Genomic DNA, 17418 nt, shown 5'->3' with positions numbered 1-17418 from the left:
ACGCCCCCTAGTTATCCGATCTCAACATTATCAAGCAGCTCTTCAACTACTCGTTGATGGTTCACACCATCAGCCAATGCGTCATAAGATAGCGAAAATCGATGGCCTAATACGGTCGGTAGCATTGCTCGCACATCGTCTAACGTGACGTGGTCACGCCCTTGTAGCCACGCATAAGCGCGTGCACATTTATCCAAGGAGATTGACGCTCGTGGGCTTGAACCTATCTCAATCCATTTCGATAAGTCTGATTCTGGATAACGCTCAGGTTTTCGTGTCGCCATTACCAAAGCCACGATGTAGTTCTCAACTAAATCGGAAACGGCAATGTCTGGAAGTTGGCGGCGCGCTTCAAGCACCAATTCAGGTTCAATATGCTGTGGAGTTACAAGTTCCGAACTCGTCTCGCTACCAAGTTCCTCACTGCGCACAAGTCGAATGATGTCACGTTCAGCTTCATCTTCTGGATAGTCGACCGTCACTTTCATGATAAAACGGTCCATTTGGGCTTCAGGTAGTGGATACGTACCTTCTTGCTCTACTGGGTTTTGAGTGGCTAGCACCATGAATAGATCTGGCAGAATATGAGTTTGACCACCCACCGTAATCGTTCCTTCCGCCATGGCTTCAAGCAGAGCCGCTTGTACCTTTGCAGGAGCACGGTTCACTTCATCGGCTAGAACAATGCTGTTGAAAATAGGCCCCGGTTGGAAATGCAGTTGAGGCTTACCCTCTAGCTCTTGATACACCTCAGTACCTGTCACATCTGATGGCAAGAGATCGGGCGTAAACTGAATTCGGCCAAAGCTTGTGTTCAATAAATTCGCCAACGACTTGACCGAGCGTGTTTTCGCTGTGCCGGGAAGCCCTTCTAGAAGCACATGGCCATTGGTCAATAATCCGATTACCAGAGCCCGAACGACGTGGCTCTGACCGATAACACTTTTCTCTGTCTGTTCAATCAGTTGGTTTATTGCTTGTTGCGCATGGTTCATAGGTCTTCCCTTAATTCAATCTGGCTGCGTACATCCTACTCACAAGCCCCATAACTATTAGTTATAAACACCATAGCCACGTCAATTCTGGTGCTTTATTTCAGCATAGCTTTCAATTGGTTAATCGCCTCAGGCGGCGCCACCTTACTCAATGATGAAACACATTGTTCAAACGCTTTAGATACACCGGGTTGTTGGTAATTTCGCGCTAAGATTTCACACTGTGCATACAGGTGTTGTGGATTGCGGCTGAATTGGTAAGCCTTGTGCAGTGATTGACTTGCCGCAAGCACATCTGATTTCTCCAAAGCCAATCCGTACACATACCAATATTGTGGGTCGGTTTGTGCCGTTTCAGCAGCTTGTTTAAGGTACTCCGTTGCTTTGTCGTAATCTTTAACACGAAGCAGAGATAATCCTGTGCTGTATGGCAATACACTCGATTTAGGCTGAGCTTCAATACCTTGCTTCAACGTCGACAACGCTTTTGCTTCGTTACCTTGCGCTCGATACAAATCCGCCAAGTTGGCGTAGCTGTTTTCGAAGTAAGGCTCAATCTCGATAGCACCTTGATAGAACTCAATCGCTTTATCGTGCTGACCTAGATCGCGGTAAACGTTGCCTAGGTTAGTTCGTCCAAATCCTCTATCGGCATTAAATTGCTGTATCTCAATGTACTCTTCCAATGCAGGCTTGATTTGATCTTTCTGCAGAGGGTTCATTTCTCCCCAATAACGTACCAATGCACCTGCGGTTTCTGAACGAATCGACAATACAGGGTCTTTCAGTAGCGGCTCTAGAATTTGCCAACGGTCAGTGAATGGGAAACCAGACGAGCCTTGCACAACGCCCAAACGGATCATTTCATCATCATGTTTCACCGCTCTTGCTAGCGAGATAAGCGTATTCTTACCCGTATTGCCACCTAAACGTTCTAAGCTCGATGCACGAATGATATTGCTTAAGCTGGAGTCCTGAGCCGAGTATGCCAACGCATCCTCTGCCCCTCTGTGCCCTATTGAGTCAGCATAAAAGGCAACGGCAAAGTGCTGCTGATTACGATACTTAGAATCTGGGAACCACTCACCGATTTGCTTATCTGCCCACTGGTCAGTTTGGTCTTCATGACAGCTAGTACACACGTTCGGCGTTTTAATATGTTGGCTAATATCAGGACGCGGGATATGCCAACTATGGTCACGTCTTGGGTCGACCTCCATGTAAGTCGTTTCTGGCATGTGACAAGTGGTACATTGTGAAGCCTCAGTATTCGCTTCATGGAAAGTGTGCTTTTCAGGCGTGTATTCAGAAGCAATGTGACATTGGCTACATACAGCTTCCTCTGCAATTTTTAATTCTGCGGTATGGGGATCGTGGCAGTTAGTACATGTGACGCCTTTTTCAGCCATCACTGATTGCAAGAAAGATCCGTAAACGTAATCTTCATCGTAGATTTGACCGTCGTTGTGGTAGAGCTCAGGAGTAATCAAACTTAGACGATACTTATCAAAGAAAGACCCGTTAACGTGGTCACCCGTTTCATTTAACTGAGTACGTCGGCTGTGGCATTGAGCACAGGTTTGAACTTGGTTGGTATGGATGATGTCTTTTGGTTGCAGGGTTGAGTTGCCCTCTTGGTAGACCCACTCTTTCACCGACTTCGACAAGTCGCGATCAAAGCCATAATGCGCCGAGACTTGAGCATCCTTCCCGCCGCTGGCTTTTGCTGACTGATCTTTGGTCAATTGAGCTTTTGCTAGCTGGGCTTGTTTAACGTGCTCGCTTGCTGGCCCATGACAGGCTTCACAACCGACATTAATCTCAGACCAAGTAGTGTTATAGGTATTACTCGCGTTGTCGTAGTTTTTCTCTAGATTCGTTGAGTGGCAATCGGCACACATGAAGTTCCAGTTTTGACCGCTGTTGGTCCAGTAGAATTCATCAGTGTTGGTGGTATCCGGGTAGAGGTTAAACCAGCGTTGACCGCCTTCGCCCTCAGTGCGAGAGTCCCAAGCGAAAGGAATCAACTGTACTCGACCGTCTTCAAACTCAACCATGTACTGTTGTAATGGTTCAAAGGCAAAGGTATAGCTGATTTTGTAATCTTTGAATTGCCCATCTGGGCCTTCGATATTGACCCAGAACTCTTCACCCTTGCGGAAAAATCGGTTGGGTTTACCGCCATGAGTGACCGTTTGATCGTTGAAATTGCCTAATACAGATTCATCTGTAGCGTGTTTCATCGCCATGTCATGATGAGAGCCTTGCCACGCTTCGACTTCTTCACTATGACAATCAACACAAGCTTCCGATCCAACATAGGTGGCTTTAGAGCCGATAGGTAAAACATCAGAGCTAGCGTGTGAAGCTACAGAACTGAGCTTTGAAGTCTCAGTGTTGCTATTAGGAGCTTGCTCGTTGGCATAGGTGCTCAAACTGAACAGCGACAACATAAGTGGAGACAAGATTACGGATAATACTGCGACTCTCTGGTGTTTCAATCCGTTCACTAGCGAGCACAACCATGCAGACATAACATTCCTTGTTTTTATACATCCTCATGCTTACTAAGGTAGACGTAAAAACGACTAAAATACAATTATTTAGTGGCAATGAGCACGATAGTTGTGATTCATATTCACGACCGGAATTTACTCATCGATATGCGCATAAAAAAAGAGCTCCTAGGAGCTCTTTCGTGTTATCAGTTTAGCTAAGGCAATAGTTTACTTATTATGGTTCTCTTGAAGTTTCTCCATAACCTGATCCAAGCTAAAGCTTGCTGCTTTTTGGCGTGGTGGGTATTCGGCAAACGTTTCTAAGAACTCGCCTACATACGCTTGCGCAGGAACGAACATATAAGCATGGTCTAACAACCAGTCATAATAGGTATTCGACGTAATATCTGCATTTTCGTATGGGTCCATACGCAGGTTAAACAGCTTAGGAAGACGTAACGTCACGAACGGTTCTGACCAAATCTGCATGGTACCCGTTGCACGTTGCTCCATGAACACCGCTTTCCATTGGTTGTAACGAAGCGCCGCTAAATCGCCATCATCGGTAAAGTAGAAGATCTCTGAACGACGGCCTTTTTCTTCTTCACCCGTTAGGTAAGGAAGGAAGTTATAACCATCTAAGTGAACCTTAAACGTTTTATCACCTGCAGTATGACCTTTAAGTAGTTTCTCTTTGATTTGGTCATCACCAGCAGCGGCAACGAAGGTTGGCATCCAGTCCATGTGGTGCATGATTTCATTGGATACTGTTCCAGGTTCAATCTTACCAGGCCAACGGACCATTGCTGGTACACGGTATGCGCCTTCCCAGTTAGTGTTTTTCTCACCACGGAACGGGGTTGTACCCGCATCTGGCCAAGAGTTCATGTGTGGGCCGTTATCCGTTGAGTAGAAAACAATCGTGTTGTCTTTGATTCCCAACTCATCCACTTGCTTCAATAGTTGCCCAACGTGTCGATCGTGCTCAACCATACCATCAGCGTAGTTACCGACACCGGTCACACCTTTACTGTCGGCTTTCACGTGCGTTCTAAAGTGCATACGTGTTGCGTTCCACCAAACGAAGAATGGCTTGTCCGCTTTCACTGCGCGATCCATGAAATCAAGTGCCGCGTTTAGTGTTTCTTCATCGACCGTTTCCATACGCTTACGCGTCAGTGGACCCGTATCTTCAATCTTGCCATCAGCGAATGACTTAATGACACCACGCGGACCGAACTTCTTACGAAACTCAGGATCGGTTGGGTAATCTTCATTCTCGGGCTCTTCTTCAGCATTCAGGTGGTAAAGGTTGCCAAAAAATTCGTCAAACCCGTGTGCTGTTGGAAGGAATTCATCTTTATCGCCAAGGTGATTTTTACCAAATTGACCTGTCATGTAACCCATAGGTTTTAGCATTTCTGCAATTGTCGCGTCTTCCGCTTGCAAGCCAATGTCCGCGCCCGGCAAACCTACTTTACTCAAACCCGTTCGTAATACACTTTGTCCCGTAATAAAGGTAGAGCGACCCGCAGTACACGATTGTTCAGCGTAATAATCGGTAAACATCATCCCTTCTTTGGCGATGCTATCAATATTAGGCGTTTTGTAACCCATTAAACCAAAGGTGTATGCGCTAACATTAGACTGTCCAATATCATCCCCCCAAATCACGAGAATATTTGGTTTTTCAGCTGCAAATGTGGTGGTGGAAGCCGCCATCATCGCCGTACCCAAAATCGCTAAACGACGTTTAACGCCATATTTCGCTGTCATAGAAACCTCTTCGTAAGTTATTTGCATCCTGCCCTACAACGTATAGTCCATTTTTTAAGCATGCGCGAGGTTCGCTAAGCTATTAATCTTTTTGTCATTTTTTATTCAGATACAGGTGCAGAAGTTATCGATAAGGTTTACGTCGACAAACATGATAAGGATCACACATGTTATCTAAGGGTTTCTGGTAACCATCAGCCTAAATTCAATTTAATCAGCAAGTTAACCATGCATCATAACGATTGGTTATAAGCACTATAAAAGGACGTAACGGAGTTTTGAGAATAACATTTGCTCATCGATGCGTTGTTCTAACGCATTAATCTTAAAAGTGAATCGGAGTCCTTATGGGTACTAAAATTAATAAACTAGCATTAGGTGTTGGCTTATTAGCAGCTTCTTCAGCGGCAGCAGCAGCAGAAAAACCAAACATTCTTGCTATCTGGGGTGATGACATTGGTGTATTCAACATCAGTGCATACAACAACGGTATGATGGGTTACGAAACACCTAACATCGACCGTATTGCTAACGAAGGCGCACTATTTACTGACCACTACGGTCAACAATCGTGTACTGCTGGTCGTGCTGCATTCCTAACAGGTCAAGAACCTTTCCGTACTGGTCTATTGACTATCGGCATGCCAGGTTCGGACCACGGTATCCCTGATTGGGCTCCAACGATCGCAGATCTTCTTAAAGAACAAGGCTACATGACAGCTCAGTTCGGTAAGAACCACATGGGTGACCAAGACAAACACCTTCCAACGAACCACGGTTTTGACCAGTTCTTCGGTAACCTGTACCACCTAAACGCAGAAGAAGAGCCAGAGACATACTACTACCCTAAAGACCCTGAGTTCCGTAAGAACTTTGGCCCTCGTGGTGTAATCAAATCGACTTCTGACGGTAAGATTGAAGATACAGGCCCTATGACGCGTAAGCGTATGGAGCATGCGGATGAAGAGTTCCTGGAAGAATCTCTAGCCTTCATGGAAAAAGCCGTGAAAGCTGACAAACCATTCTTCATCTGGCACAACACAACTCGTATGCACGTGTGGACTCGTCTACAAGAAAAATACCAAGGCGCATCTGGTATCAGCATCTACGCTGATGGCATGTTAGAGCACGATGACCAAGTGGGTATCCTTTTAGACAAGCTTGATGAGCTTAAAATCGCAGACAACACTATCGTAATCTACTCTACCGATAACGGTGCAGAAACCGTATCTTGGCCTGATGGTGGTGCTACTTACTTCCACGGTGAGAAAGGTACAACTTACGAAGGTGGCATGCGTGTTCCTCAGCTAGTTCGCTGGCCTGGTACTATCAAACCGGGAACTAAGATCAACGATATCATGGGGCACCAAGACTGGATCCCTACTCTACTCGCAGCCGCTGGTGATGATAAAGTGGTTGAGAAGCTAGCGTCTGATAAAGGTGCAACTTACAACGGTAAAAACTGGCGTGTTCACCTAGATGGTTACAACTTCCTACCTTACTTCCAAGGTAAAGAAGAAAAAGGACCTCGTGACAGCATGCTTTACTTCTCTGCTAACGCTGAGCTAAACGCAGTTCGCTGGAATGACTTCAAGATTTCGTTCGCAGTGATGGACGGTAACATCGTTGATGCGGTTCGCTTCCAACCAAACTGGCCTCAAGTTGTTCACCTACGTGCTGACCCATTCGAAAAAGCACCACACGAATCGGGCATGTACCTACGCTGGATGGCAGACAACATGTGGCTATTCGTACCAGTAGGCGGCAAAGTACAAGAGTTCATGAACACGCTACCTGATTACCCAATGCAGCAAAGCCAAGTGTTGAACCCTGGTAACTTCAACCAGAATGCTTACATGCTTCAAGGTAAACTTAAGCAACTAGAAGCGGCAGCAGCGCAAGCTAAATAATAGCTAGCTAACGCTCACAACCCTAGTAAAGCCAAACAAAGCCGTGATAACTCAAACGTTATCTCGGCTTTTTAGTACCCAATACAAAGAACATGAGGCGCGAACCGCCAACTAGCATAATTCATCCCCAACCTATCCGCTCATTTTTCAAAAATAAAACTCACACTAGTCAATGTGAACCTTAATATATGACCGTTGCGTTAAGATTTTGCAAATTTTTCCAAATCCTTATAACTTGACTTGAATTGGAGTTCTTACCATGCGATTGTAATTTAACTATCCATAAACAACTGTATGATTATGAAAACATTACAATCCATCGCGCTGCTTTCCACAATTATCGTAGTACCACACGTGTTAGCTGACGTGACAATTGAAGTTCCTTCTAGCGCAGATGCGTTAGTCGAAGTCTTAGCTGTAAATGAGGCTAAGCCTGATCTTGACGGTGGCTTTTTCTCTTCGAGCAAAACGATAACCGTTCCAGATGGCGTGAACCAAATCGTTTTCAAATATCAACTTGCTTTTAGCCAAGGTAACGACCGCGAGTTTGTCGATAGCGACACCATTATTGCTACTTTTGACGCGACAGACACCGCATTAACGTTCGACATGCCGAAGTTCCGCAACACCAACGAAGCGAAAAAAGGCCTTCAAAACTTAGATTGGAAACTGGTTGATGAAAACCAAAATGCAATCAGTGTTAAGCAAGATAAACTGATCAAAGATGGCATGCAGATTGGTCGTGAGTACCCGCAAGAAGCGAAGGAATACAACCAAAAAGGCGGCATCGCTGCACTTACACTAGGTGCTAGCGCGGGCGCAGCAGCAGCACAACCCGTAACGCTTCCAGCAAAGATTGACGGAAATGCGGCGAATACAGCTGAAGAAATGTTGTATTTCTGGTACGAAAAAGCGGATGCTGAAACGAAGCAGAAATTCAAAGACTACGTGAACAAGTAGCTCAATGGTCTTAATTTAAAAATGAAAGAAGCTGGCACACTGCCAGCTTCTTTTTTGTCTTCATCTAGATGATTTAGGCTTATATTGATTAAGCCGACTCAGTCGATAACACTTTTCCATCTACTTTTGTTGGCCATCCTAGCGCTTTGTATTCTGCGGCCAGTAAGTGCGCACAGCGGCTAGAAACTCTTGTTTTAATCCAATCACCAAGCCCCAATACTTTATATTCCAATACAGCCATTTTCATAACAATTCTATTCCGCTCTAATTCAATTTATAAATCTAGAATGAACATTATAGATGTTCTCTTGTAATGTATGTTCCTAAAAGAACACTGTGCATAATTTTTTTGAGATATCTAATAAACACTGAAATCTAGTAATCCAAACGTTCGCTCGTAGTGTTAAAGATTCATGCCTTAATTTCAGAAACAGGGTCTCGTATCATCAAATTCATCGGTGAAATATGCTCATACAAGCCCTTGACATCGGTGATAAACACCTTTCCTCTTTGTATCTTAACCAAGCCTTGCTGCTCTATCCCTTTAAGAACTTCGTTTAGCCTAGGTCTTGATATGCCAGTTATCGAACTCAATTGAATTTGTGAAATATTAATGCTGACGGTTGCCCCCGCGATATTGGTCTGGCGTGCCGCAAGTTCCAACAAGACGTAAATGGTTTTCTGCTCTTTTTCATGAATCGAGGATAAGTAAGCCTGCATCCAAATAGATTGCGCTTTGGTTCCACAGTGAAGTAGCCATTTGTAAACCATGCATTTCCGCTCTGCGAGCTCTAATACCTTGCTTGCAGGAAAAAGTACCATAGTAATAGGCTCGACTTCTTCTGCCACGGCAAAGAGGTTGTAGTCAGCATGTATAGACAAAGCCCCCATCCAATCTCCCCTTCCAATAACACCACCAGATAAGCTTTTCATGTTTTCTGTAGAAAAACAGATTCCAGCGGAGCCACTTAAAATATAAAAGACACCGGGCAAATTCTGAAACTTTTTTGTAATCTCAAAGCTGTCGACACCCGATTTAAAAACGGCAATATCAAGCAAGCTTTCTATCAAGTCCGCAGACAATTCACACGGCCATTGTATTTGTTCACTGATTGTTGGATCTAACAACAGTTTGTTCCTCCTCAGACAATCTCTGTGTCTGCTTTTATACGCTTATGCTTAAGTTAATCTCTATTTCAATACAGCGTGACACTGTATATCTACACCTCGTTTAAATGTAGTTCATTAAAGCTTAAGACAAGATGTTTTTACCCAAATAAAATCATATTTCTTAATGTCTTAAGCCACTTATCTAGCTTAAAACCCGCTTGAGAACCAAAATAAAAACGACCAACACTTGTTGGCCGTTTAAGCTTTCTAAATCGCAGAATGCCGAGAGTTCGTTCGCATTCACCTATACCCTAAACTTCGCCTTTAGCTTCATACTGAAACTTTTAACTTTTAACTTAAGCGAGATACGCCAAAACAACATCACGATATTGCTGTTTCAATGATTCTTCAATAAAGCTCGCTTCTATAGCATTTAAAGTAAATTGAGCAAGCTCTTGCTCCGTCATCTCATGAGCTAAGCTCACCGCGTTAAAGTTATCCGACATATAACCACCAAAGTATGCGGGGTCGTCCGAGTTAATCGTCACCGCTACGCCTCGTCTTAACAGCTCAACAATATTGTGGTCTTCCATCTCATCGAATACACGCAATTTAATATTAGACAGTGGGCACACGGTCAGCGGCATTTTGGTTTCAATCAATTCGGCTATCAGAGCTTCGTCGGTCATACACTGCACACCATGATCCACTCGGCTCACGCTGAGCATTTCAATCGCATCCACAATGTTTTGAGCAGGCCCTTCTTCTCCTGCATGGGCAACCGTTAAGAAGCCTGCTTGTTTTGCTTGCTGGAATACACGCTTGAACTTCTCTGGTGGGTGCCCTAATTCAGAAGAGTCTAGACCAACTCCGATGATCTTGTCTTGATGCTGCAACACCTCTGCGAACGTTTGAATGGCGCTCTCTTCAGATAAATGGCGCAGAAAACATGCGATGATTTGAGAGGTAATACCCAACTCTTTATGACTCTGTTCAAGCGCACGATGAATGCCGTTAATAACGGTGTCGAATGCAATGCCACGATCGGTATGTGTCTGAGGGTCAAAGAAAATTTCAGTATGGATAACATTGTCGGCTTTACAACGTTCTAAATACGCCCAGGTTAAATCATAGAAGTCTTGTTCAGTGCGCAATGCATCCGCACCTTGATAATAGATATCAAGAAATGACTGCAGGTCATCAAATTCGTATGCGTGTCTTAGCTGCTCTGGGGATGAATAAGGCAGATCAATGCCGTTGCGTTGAGCAAGTTGGAAAAGTAACTCAGGTTCGAGCGAACCTTCAATGTGTAAATGCAACTCTACTTTTGGGAGCCCTTGAATAAATGCGTTCATATTTCACCTACTATGGATTTTAGGTGTGCACTTACTCTGAATAATAGACAGGAGGTTTTCTTGAACGCCATTACAAAGAGTAAGAACACAATTGTGATCTAAACCCTTCGTAATCAGCACTTTGCGGGAGCTGGTAGAGACCCCCAAACCATATCATTGGGGTTATACGAAGCAAACGGTTGCCACTATACAGAGTTCAGTGTGAATTTCACTAATCAATTACTCATTAACATAGTAAAAACCGATTTATATAGCAGGAACCCGTTTAGCTCGATATCAGCGATAATCCGGTCGAATTCTCGACATCAGTAACATATCGATATATTTACCCGCTTTGAATGTACTCAGCCTTTTGGTGCCTTCTAACTGAAAACCTACTCGTTCATATAAAGCAATCGCGGAGTGGTTATCTGCATGAACCTCAAGCTCAAGACGAACTAGATTTAGCCAATTATCGGCCTGATTGACCACCTCTTGCATCAAAGCCTTTCCTATCCCCTTCCCTTGAGCTTCAGGGTGAATCGCAATACCAAGCCCAGCACAGTGCCTGTCTCTTACCTTTGTGGTCATGAATAGCGTAATGTGTCCTACGACTTTCTCTGATAATTCGGCGACCAATGTGAAATGATCAGAATGGCCAAACAGTCGCTCCACTTGGTCAGAACTAAGATAAGGCTTTTGTGAGGTATTTTCTGAAACTGAAGGGCGGCGATAAATATCAAAAATATCGTGGCTATCCGTTGCTTCTAAATGTCTAATTTGTATATCCAAAACGTTTCCTTATCATATTATTTTTGTCCATAAGCTAATTTTCATATTACGGATAGCAACGGGCACCTACAACCTTTGAAAGTGTAAGTGCCCGAAATAATTAAACAAATAGAAAGACTGAGCTTCTGCTTCAGCTTTGATTAGTATTGTTTACGCAGTGTGAATATCAGAATTTGTAGTCAACACCAACACTCGCTAATGCTTGTTCAGAGCTGTAAAAGTCAATCTTAGAGTCAATCGACCTTACACCGAGTAATGAAATAAACGACCAATCTTCATAACCCATTAAGCCACCAAACTCATAAGCTAAGAATGCACCGAATTCATTCTCTTCACGTACTTGCCCGTAAATTGGATTCGACTCATCATATTCACGATCACTTGCATCTAGGGTGACAACAAAACCATGACGACCGATTCTCTTCGCGTAGTTTAATTCAATACCATAACTATCGAAGCTGAGTGCTCCTCCTTCTGCGTCTGAGTGGAAATACACCATTGAAGGAACAAATAGACCTGCTTGGTTTGGCAAGATAAAGCGGTACCCGGCTTTGGCGTACACATAGGTTCTTTCCCTATCCAGCAGCACAGCATTTTCCGGAGATAAGCCTTGGCTACCAGATAGCTCTTCATCAACATCAGATTGCCCAAATGCGAGATCCGTTCGAAAACCAGTTCCACCGATATTAGTGAGCTGCAGTCGTCCTACATTACCTTTCACATCCGTTTCATTTCGATTAACGCCAACAGCATACGGATCCGTCCAAGCCTTGCCCGAGATAAGCGTAGGAAGAACAGAAAAATCCAATATTGTGCCTCCAGATAGCTGATGTCGATAACCAATCTCAAAAGCAATGGTACCTGTTGCAATATCCTCTCGAGTGGTACCCGCATACACTTGATGAGTCAGTGACTCACCAAAGGTATATTGAACCGTACCCAAAAAACCGAGTAGCCCTAGATTTTCGCTATCCCCCTCCTTGGTGTTAGTTGCTTGATTCGCGTCTTGCTCGGTGCTCAAGTTACTGCTGTCAGAAGATACACCCGTCAAGACACTGAAGTTACCACTGAAACCTTCCGTTGGTGCAAGGCCACTATAAGCTGGCATTGAAGAGAATGCCGAAAATACAACTGGTAAAACAAACCTCATATTCACATCCATTAATTGAATAATCACCCATTAACTATATGTATTAAATTAAGATTATAACAACTATTTAACGGAGACATTCATTCAACTGACGAATTGGGTGTCTAAAAAATAGGTTCAAAGGTGCAATAAGTTGATCTATCGCTTTTAAGCTTTCGTAGAACTTCTCGAAAATAACGGACAAAACTCAAAGGAAGACAATATGTTTAACAAATTAATCAAAACCACATCAGTGCTAGTCGCGACGCTTCTTTTTACGGCTTTTGCTCATGCTAACCACCACGAGATGAAGAAAGACATCGTTGATGTTGCGGCTGAAAACGGCTCTTTCAATACTTTAGTGGCTGCAGTAAAAGCAGCGGACTTAGTTGACACATTGAAAGGTGAAGGCCCTTTCACCGTATTAGCTCCCACTGATGAGGCATTTGCTGCGTTACCAGAAGGAACGGTCGACATGTTGTTGAAGCCAGAAAACAAAGACAAATTAGTTGCAGTGCTCACATACCATGTAATACCAGGTAAAATCATGGCAGCTGAAGTTATGAAGTTAAATAGCGCAGTGACGGTTCAAGGCGGTGCGGTAATGATAGCGATAGATGACGGCAACGTAATGATAGACAACGCCAAAGTTATTATGCCAGACGTTGAGGCTAGCAATGGTGTTATCCATGTGATTGACGCTGTGCTATTGCCTAAATAACAAATGCAATATCGGTCAAAGGTTTTAAAAGGGTGTGACAGGTCACGCCCTTTTCATCTTTTAATTAAAAAGTTAATAACTGTATCAAGCCAACCGAGGTGCCTTTATATCAACAAGAACTATATCGACAAGAACCCGAGTTACACAAACAAGCGGCCGAATATTAGAAATACCGCCATCGACACCACCTTCGTGAAGACCACCACCCAAATGCAATCACCAATACTAGAGTGCGTCGCTTTCCCGAGTAGGAACACAAACAGAATCAACCCCAACACCCAACCCACTGTCGGAATCAATGACACCAAAGCAACGACTAAAGCAATAGTAAGAAGGGATTTAAAGTCTGCGACCACGAAAGACATTTTGGAGGCGATATACATGCAGCATGCTGTTATTAATGCGTCCATCACAAACGCTAAAGCTTCAATTCCCACGTTACTTCCTTCACTCAAATTAGTTGCAGTGAATATTATCGCTAAAGTGATAATTTTTCTTTAAGAAGAGAACCAAAAGCAGGTGAAAACTGTAACAAAAATGAGATTACCGTTCGTCTGAAGGCACTACCTTCTCCATCACGTAATTGGTGAGTTTTACGCCACGCATTTCAACTTCCTGCTCATTAACGACTTTAAAACCAAGGTGTTCATAGAAAGGCCTTGCGGTAATACTTACTTCAGAGAAATACCGCGATACACCACGAACACGACCAACAGCAAGAACATGTTCCATTAGCGCTCTTCCAACGCCTTTACCATGGCATTCATGATGACAGAAGAAATGATCAATCAAGCCATTGAGTTGCAGGTCAGTATAACCAACAACGCAACCATCTAGCTCAGCCACAAAAGGTAGTAACTCGTTCATGCGCTTTTGCCAAAGCTCAGAGTCAAAACCGTTTGGAGCCCAAGCCTCTACTTGCTGCTGAGAATAATCTCGAACATTAACATTGCGAACGGTATGAAAGTAAATCTCCCACAACGCCTTAGCATCACTGGTTTGGTAATTTCGGATTCTAACCACAACGTAGTCCTTTCATGTATTTAGCGTATTGGACAGGTAAAGTATTATCCCTATGTGCTCTCTGAATGAATCGACTCTAGAACAAAGAGTTTCAACGATAAAACACAGCCAACCAGATCGTCACTATGTCTTTGTCCGTACCAATAACCTTGTGCTTTTCTCTTGCGGCAATGTTGATGTAATCCCCTTTTGATAAAGTCACAACGCGTCCATCTTCAAACTCAATCACACCTTGACCTTCAATCACCATCACCCATTCATTCTCATCTTGGTCATACCAACCCTCTTCTGGGGAACTGTGACCATGAGACAATATTCTTTCGATTCGAACACTGTCGTTCGCAAGCAGGTCATTGAATATTTCATTGGGCATCGACGAAGGAACATCAGCGTAAATATTAGACATCGGACTATCCTAATCCTTGTTGACTGTAATCTGGTGCTGCGCTTTGAAGCTTGTGGTTCTTTGACTTAATAAACAGTAGAAAGCCGAAACCTAGGCAGCAACACTCTTTTTGAAGTAAAAACGGTAATAGCCCACTAAGTTACTGCATATAAACAGCGCTTCCATCAGTACGGCTGTTGGAGAGCCAACTAAGTAGTTGTGAACCAACCAAAAACTGGTTCCGATGATCATCAACTCTCTCAATCGACGGTCATCTTTATTGAAGGCTGCAAAGGTTTGAAATACGGAAGCAAAGCAACTCAATATGCTTGTCAGCCCCGAGTAAGTCACGGCCGTTGCGACCACCGACATGGAACAGAACAAATATTTAAACTTAGACGATGTAGAAAACACGCTCGTTAAATAGCGAACAGTGGCAATCGTCATTAAGCTCGCCGCTGTCCATTGTTCGAGAAGAATAAAGTGACTCGAAATAAGCACACCAGCAAAGAACAGACAAGTGACGATTTTCTTCCTTTCCTTAAACTGAAATGACAAAAGATCGAAACAGATCGCAATCGCGACTAATACTTGAGAAAGATAAAAGGCTGACACGGTGATTCCTTCAATAATAACATTACGCCCGAGCCGTTTTGTTCAACCATGAATAGCCTAAGAAACTCTCTTGGTTAATTCAAAAATACGGCAACAGTGATTCAAAGCTTCAACAGGGCTCTAAAGTTTCAACACACCACTAATCACAGTGATAGCAGAACCGATTAACTTTATTCGCCCGTTAGCTAATAACTCTGTCGACATATAGCCACCACGACGAGACGCCTGATAAGCATTGAAACTACTTTTGTTTAGCTTTTCTGCCCAGTGCTGCGTCAATGCACAATGTGCCGAACCAGTGACAGGGTCTTCATTAACACCCACCCATGGCGCAAAGTAGCGAGAAACAAAAGCAAGTTCAGGATTTGATGGAACTGCCGTTACCACAACACCTCTACCATCCATGCGTTTCAAGGAGTCAAAGTTTGGCGACAAATCCAATAGAACGCGCTCATCAACGACTTCGATTAACTGCTTTGAATCAAACTCTCTAAATGAAACAACTTGGTTGAACTCCAAGCCAAGGTGTTCGAGCAATTCTTGATCGGGTTCCAGACTCGGCGATAAATGAGTGCTAGGAAAATCCAGCTCGATAGACGATTCACGAACCGTGGCAGATAACTCACCAGACAAAGTATCAAAAACTACCTTATCACCCGTTTTCACTAACCCTTGCTCTTTCAATACGTGGACGGTTGCCAAAGTACCATGTCCACATAGTTTCACTTCTACTTCTGGCGTGAACCATTTAAGCGTCATAGTGTTAAGCACAAGAAAAGCCGTTTCTGATACCGCCATCTCTTCCGCTATTGAAAACATTAATGCTTCATTCAAAGGCTCTTGAGAAATACAAACCCCAGCAGGATTTCCTTTAAAGGCTTGGGTTGTGAACGAATCTACTTGATATATATCTAAATCCACAATGGTTCCTAACTCTAATATTGGATAACTATTGTTGCCTACAATAAGCACAAACACCCTGTGCTACAAGTATTTAACAACAACTTTATTAATACCTTATTTAAGAAGTAAGGAATGATAAACAAAGAGTTATGAAAAGAATTGGTGGATTAAGTAGAAGGTTGAATATAGGGCAGACAAAAGATAAAACTTATCAGCCCTAATAGGAAACAAGCGTACATTTGCGTCTCATAGGCAACATATCTTGCCAAAAGCGTAGGTTACTCAGTAATGATGAATCTACTGACGTACCAGAGCAGATTTCACAATGGTCAAGCCAAGCAGTCCCAACATTACTCCTGTCACTTTATCAATATAGTAAGCAACACGTGTAAACTCTCGACGAACTTTAGGTGCCGATAAAAGGAATATGATTGCTGCATCCCAGACAAATACAACTACCGTCATCCAAACTCCCAGCCCGAGCTTGAACATAAAGCTTACATCATTATTCAATACCACAGTGAATAAGCTTAAATAGAACAAGAGATTCTTGGGGTTGAGGGCTCCTGATAAGAAACCAGTGATGAACTCCTTTAGGAAAGTCGTTTGGCTCGATGCATTTTCTGGTACCACATCTATATTGTTGTAATTACATTTCTTCGCTCTTATTGCTTGAACAGCAAGATAGACAAGAAACAATCCACCAACAATTTTCAGAGCAATCATAACGGAAACGGATGCCGCTAGAATCGACCCTACTCCAACCAAGCACAAAGCAATATAAACCGCATTCGCACTGGCAATACCGAATGCAACACCTAATGCTTTTCTTCCCTTATTTCGAACGGCACTCTTTACCACTATCACAAAGTCAGGCCCGGGACTCAACAGCGCTAGAAAGTGAGCAATCGCCACGGTAACAAAAATTCCGACTAAACCTGCATCCATAAATCAATATCCTTATTGTAAAAATTAATGCATTATTATTGCATAATTATTGGAGGCTGGGTTTTATTGGTCAAGTGTTAATGTTTAGATACGAAGAGAATCAGACAGACAACACGTTTTCATCAGTCTTGTTAGGTACGAGACTTCCTAATAATAAGCTTTTCAATATTTAGATTATCAAACCACGATTTAGCTTAGTGAGCTTTTGACCAAGGCTCAATAACTCGCTTATTTGGAGTCAGAAAATTGTTGTTCACGTGCAATGCATTAGGTTGTACTAAAATAAGAGGCCTAAATTTGAACTATGTCTCAAGAATTG

At 43.3% G+C, this 17418-nt stretch carries 17 protein-coding genes and 1 riboswitch; of the genes, 3 read left to right on the top strand and 14 right to left on the bottom strand.

What is annotated here, in order from left to right:
- Positions 1 to 11: 11 nt before the first annotated feature.
- The 3 genes from L3V35_RS00230 to L3V35_RS00220 all read right to left on the bottom strand — a co-directional run bounded on the left by L3V35_RS00230 (position 12) and on the right by L3V35_RS00220 (position 5269).
- Entirely contained in the window at positions 12 to 995 is a 984-nt protein-coding gene (locus tag L3V35_RS00230; RefSeq protein WP_237298061.1) for a MoxR family ATPase, read from the bottom strand.
- A gap of 95 nt (positions 996 to 1090) precedes the next feature.
- The gene (locus L3V35_RS00225) at positions 1091 to 3529 is read right to left on the bottom strand and encodes a tetratricopeptide repeat protein (protein WP_237298060.1); all 2439 of its coding nucleotides are present in this window, start codon (positions 3527 to 3529) and stop codon (positions 1091 to 1093) included.
- 192 nt (positions 3530 to 3721) lie between these two features.
- Entirely contained in the window at positions 3722 to 5269 is a 1548-nt protein-coding gene (locus L3V35_RS00220) for an arylsulfatase (RefSeq protein WP_237298059.1), read from the bottom strand.
- A 347-nt stretch (positions 5270 to 5616) separates the two neighbouring features.
- Here L3V35_RS00220 and L3V35_RS00215 point away from each other — a divergent pair, with 347 nt between their 5' ends.
- Both L3V35_RS00215 and L3V35_RS00210 read left to right on the top strand, forming a co-directional pair.
- On the top strand, positions 5617 to 7179 hold the full coding sequence (locus L3V35_RS00215; RefSeq protein WP_171307870.1) for an arylsulfatase: 1563 nt from the start codon (positions 5617 to 5619) through the stop codon (positions 7177 to 7179).
- Positions 7180 to 7479: 300 nt separating this feature from the next.
- On the top strand, positions 7480 to 8139 hold the full coding sequence (locus tag L3V35_RS00210; protein WP_237298058.1) for a DUF2057 family protein: 660 nt from the start codon (positions 7480 to 7482) through the stop codon (positions 8137 to 8139).
- Positions 8140 to 8227: 88 nt separating this feature from the next.
- On the opposite strand, the gene L3V35_RS00205 is transcribed toward L3V35_RS00210, so the two are convergent.
- From L3V35_RS00205 to L3V35_RS00185, 5 genes are all read right to left on the bottom strand, one after another.
- On the bottom strand, positions 8228 to 8386 hold the full coding sequence (locus L3V35_RS00205) for a hypothetical protein (RefSeq protein WP_017070406.1): 159 nt from the start codon (positions 8384 to 8386) through the stop codon (positions 8228 to 8230).
- 164 nt (positions 8387 to 8550) lie between these two features.
- Positions 8551 to 9267 (bottom strand): Crp/Fnr family transcriptional regulator, encoded by a 717-nt coding sequence (locus tag L3V35_RS00200; RefSeq protein WP_004730467.1) that lies wholly within the window; start codon positions 9265 to 9267, stop codon positions 8551 to 8553.
- 338 nt (positions 9268 to 9605) lie between these two features.
- Positions 9606 to 10604, bottom strand: coding sequence for an adenosine deaminase (locus L3V35_RS00195; RefSeq protein ID WP_054546972.1), 999 nt, complete (start codon positions 10602 to 10604; stop codon positions 9606 to 9608).
- Between the two features lie 90 nt (positions 10605 to 10694).
- Positions 10695 to 10794, bottom strand: a riboswitch (purine riboswitch).
- A gap of 86 nt (positions 10795 to 10880) precedes the next feature.
- Positions 10881 to 11375: a GNAT family N-acetyltransferase gene (locus L3V35_RS00190; RefSeq protein ID WP_114635433.1), complete on the bottom strand. Its 495-nt coding sequence runs from the start codon at positions 11373 to 11375 to the stop codon at positions 10881 to 10883.
- 166 nt (positions 11376 to 11541) lie between these two features.
- Positions 11542 to 12525 carry a DUF2860 family protein gene (locus tag L3V35_RS00185; protein WP_237298057.1) on the bottom strand — a complete coding sequence of 328 codons (984 nt, stop codon included), beginning with the start codon at positions 12523 to 12525 and terminating at the stop codon, positions 11542 to 11544.
- A gap of 202 nt (positions 12526 to 12727) precedes the next feature.
- Here L3V35_RS00185 and L3V35_RS00180 point away from each other — a divergent pair, with 202 nt between their 5' ends.
- Entirely contained in the window at positions 12728 to 13225 is a 498-nt protein-coding gene (locus tag L3V35_RS00180) for a fasciclin domain-containing protein (RefSeq protein WP_054546975.1), read from the top strand.
- A gap of 140 nt (positions 13226 to 13365) precedes the next feature.
- Here the strand turns inward: L3V35_RS00180 and L3V35_RS00175 are convergent, their stop codons facing one another.
- The 6 genes from L3V35_RS00175 to L3V35_RS00150 all read right to left on the bottom strand — a co-directional run bounded on the left by L3V35_RS00175 (position 13366) and on the right by L3V35_RS00150 (position 17099).
- Entirely contained in the window at positions 13366 to 13662 is a 297-nt protein-coding gene (locus L3V35_RS00175) for a hypothetical protein (RefSeq protein ID WP_237298056.1), read from the bottom strand.
- Between the two features lie 106 nt (positions 13663 to 13768).
- On the bottom strand, positions 13769 to 14248 hold the full coding sequence (locus tag L3V35_RS00170) for a GNAT family N-acetyltransferase (RefSeq protein ID WP_237298055.1): 480 nt from the start codon (positions 14246 to 14248) through the stop codon (positions 13769 to 13771).
- 91 nt (positions 14249 to 14339) lie between these two features.
- Entirely contained in the window at positions 14340 to 14654 is a 315-nt protein-coding gene (locus L3V35_RS00165; protein WP_017073987.1) for a cupin domain-containing protein, read from the bottom strand.
- Between the two features lie 90 nt (positions 14655 to 14744).
- Positions 14745 to 15248, bottom strand: coding sequence for a YgjV family protein (locus L3V35_RS00160; protein ID WP_017073988.1), 504 nt, complete (start codon positions 15246 to 15248; stop codon positions 14745 to 14747).
- 120 nt (positions 15249 to 15368) lie between these two features.
- Positions 15369 to 16169, bottom strand: coding sequence for a PhzF family phenazine biosynthesis protein (locus tag L3V35_RS00155; RefSeq protein ID WP_237298054.1), 801 nt, complete (start codon positions 16167 to 16169; stop codon positions 15369 to 15371).
- A 279-nt stretch (positions 16170 to 16448) separates the two neighbouring features.
- Positions 16449 to 17099, bottom strand: coding sequence for a LysE family transporter (locus L3V35_RS00150; protein WP_017073990.1), 651 nt, complete (start codon positions 17097 to 17099; stop codon positions 16449 to 16451).
- Between the last annotated feature and the right edge of the window lie 319 nt (positions 17100 to 17418).

Source organism: Vibrio sp. L5-1, from assembly GCF_021728315.1.
In the GTDB taxonomy this organism is placed as follows: Bacteria; Pseudomonadota; Gammaproteobacteria; order Enterobacterales; family Vibrionaceae; genus Vibrio; species Vibrio splendidus_K.
This window is presented reverse-complemented; position numbering and strand designations above follow the sequence as displayed.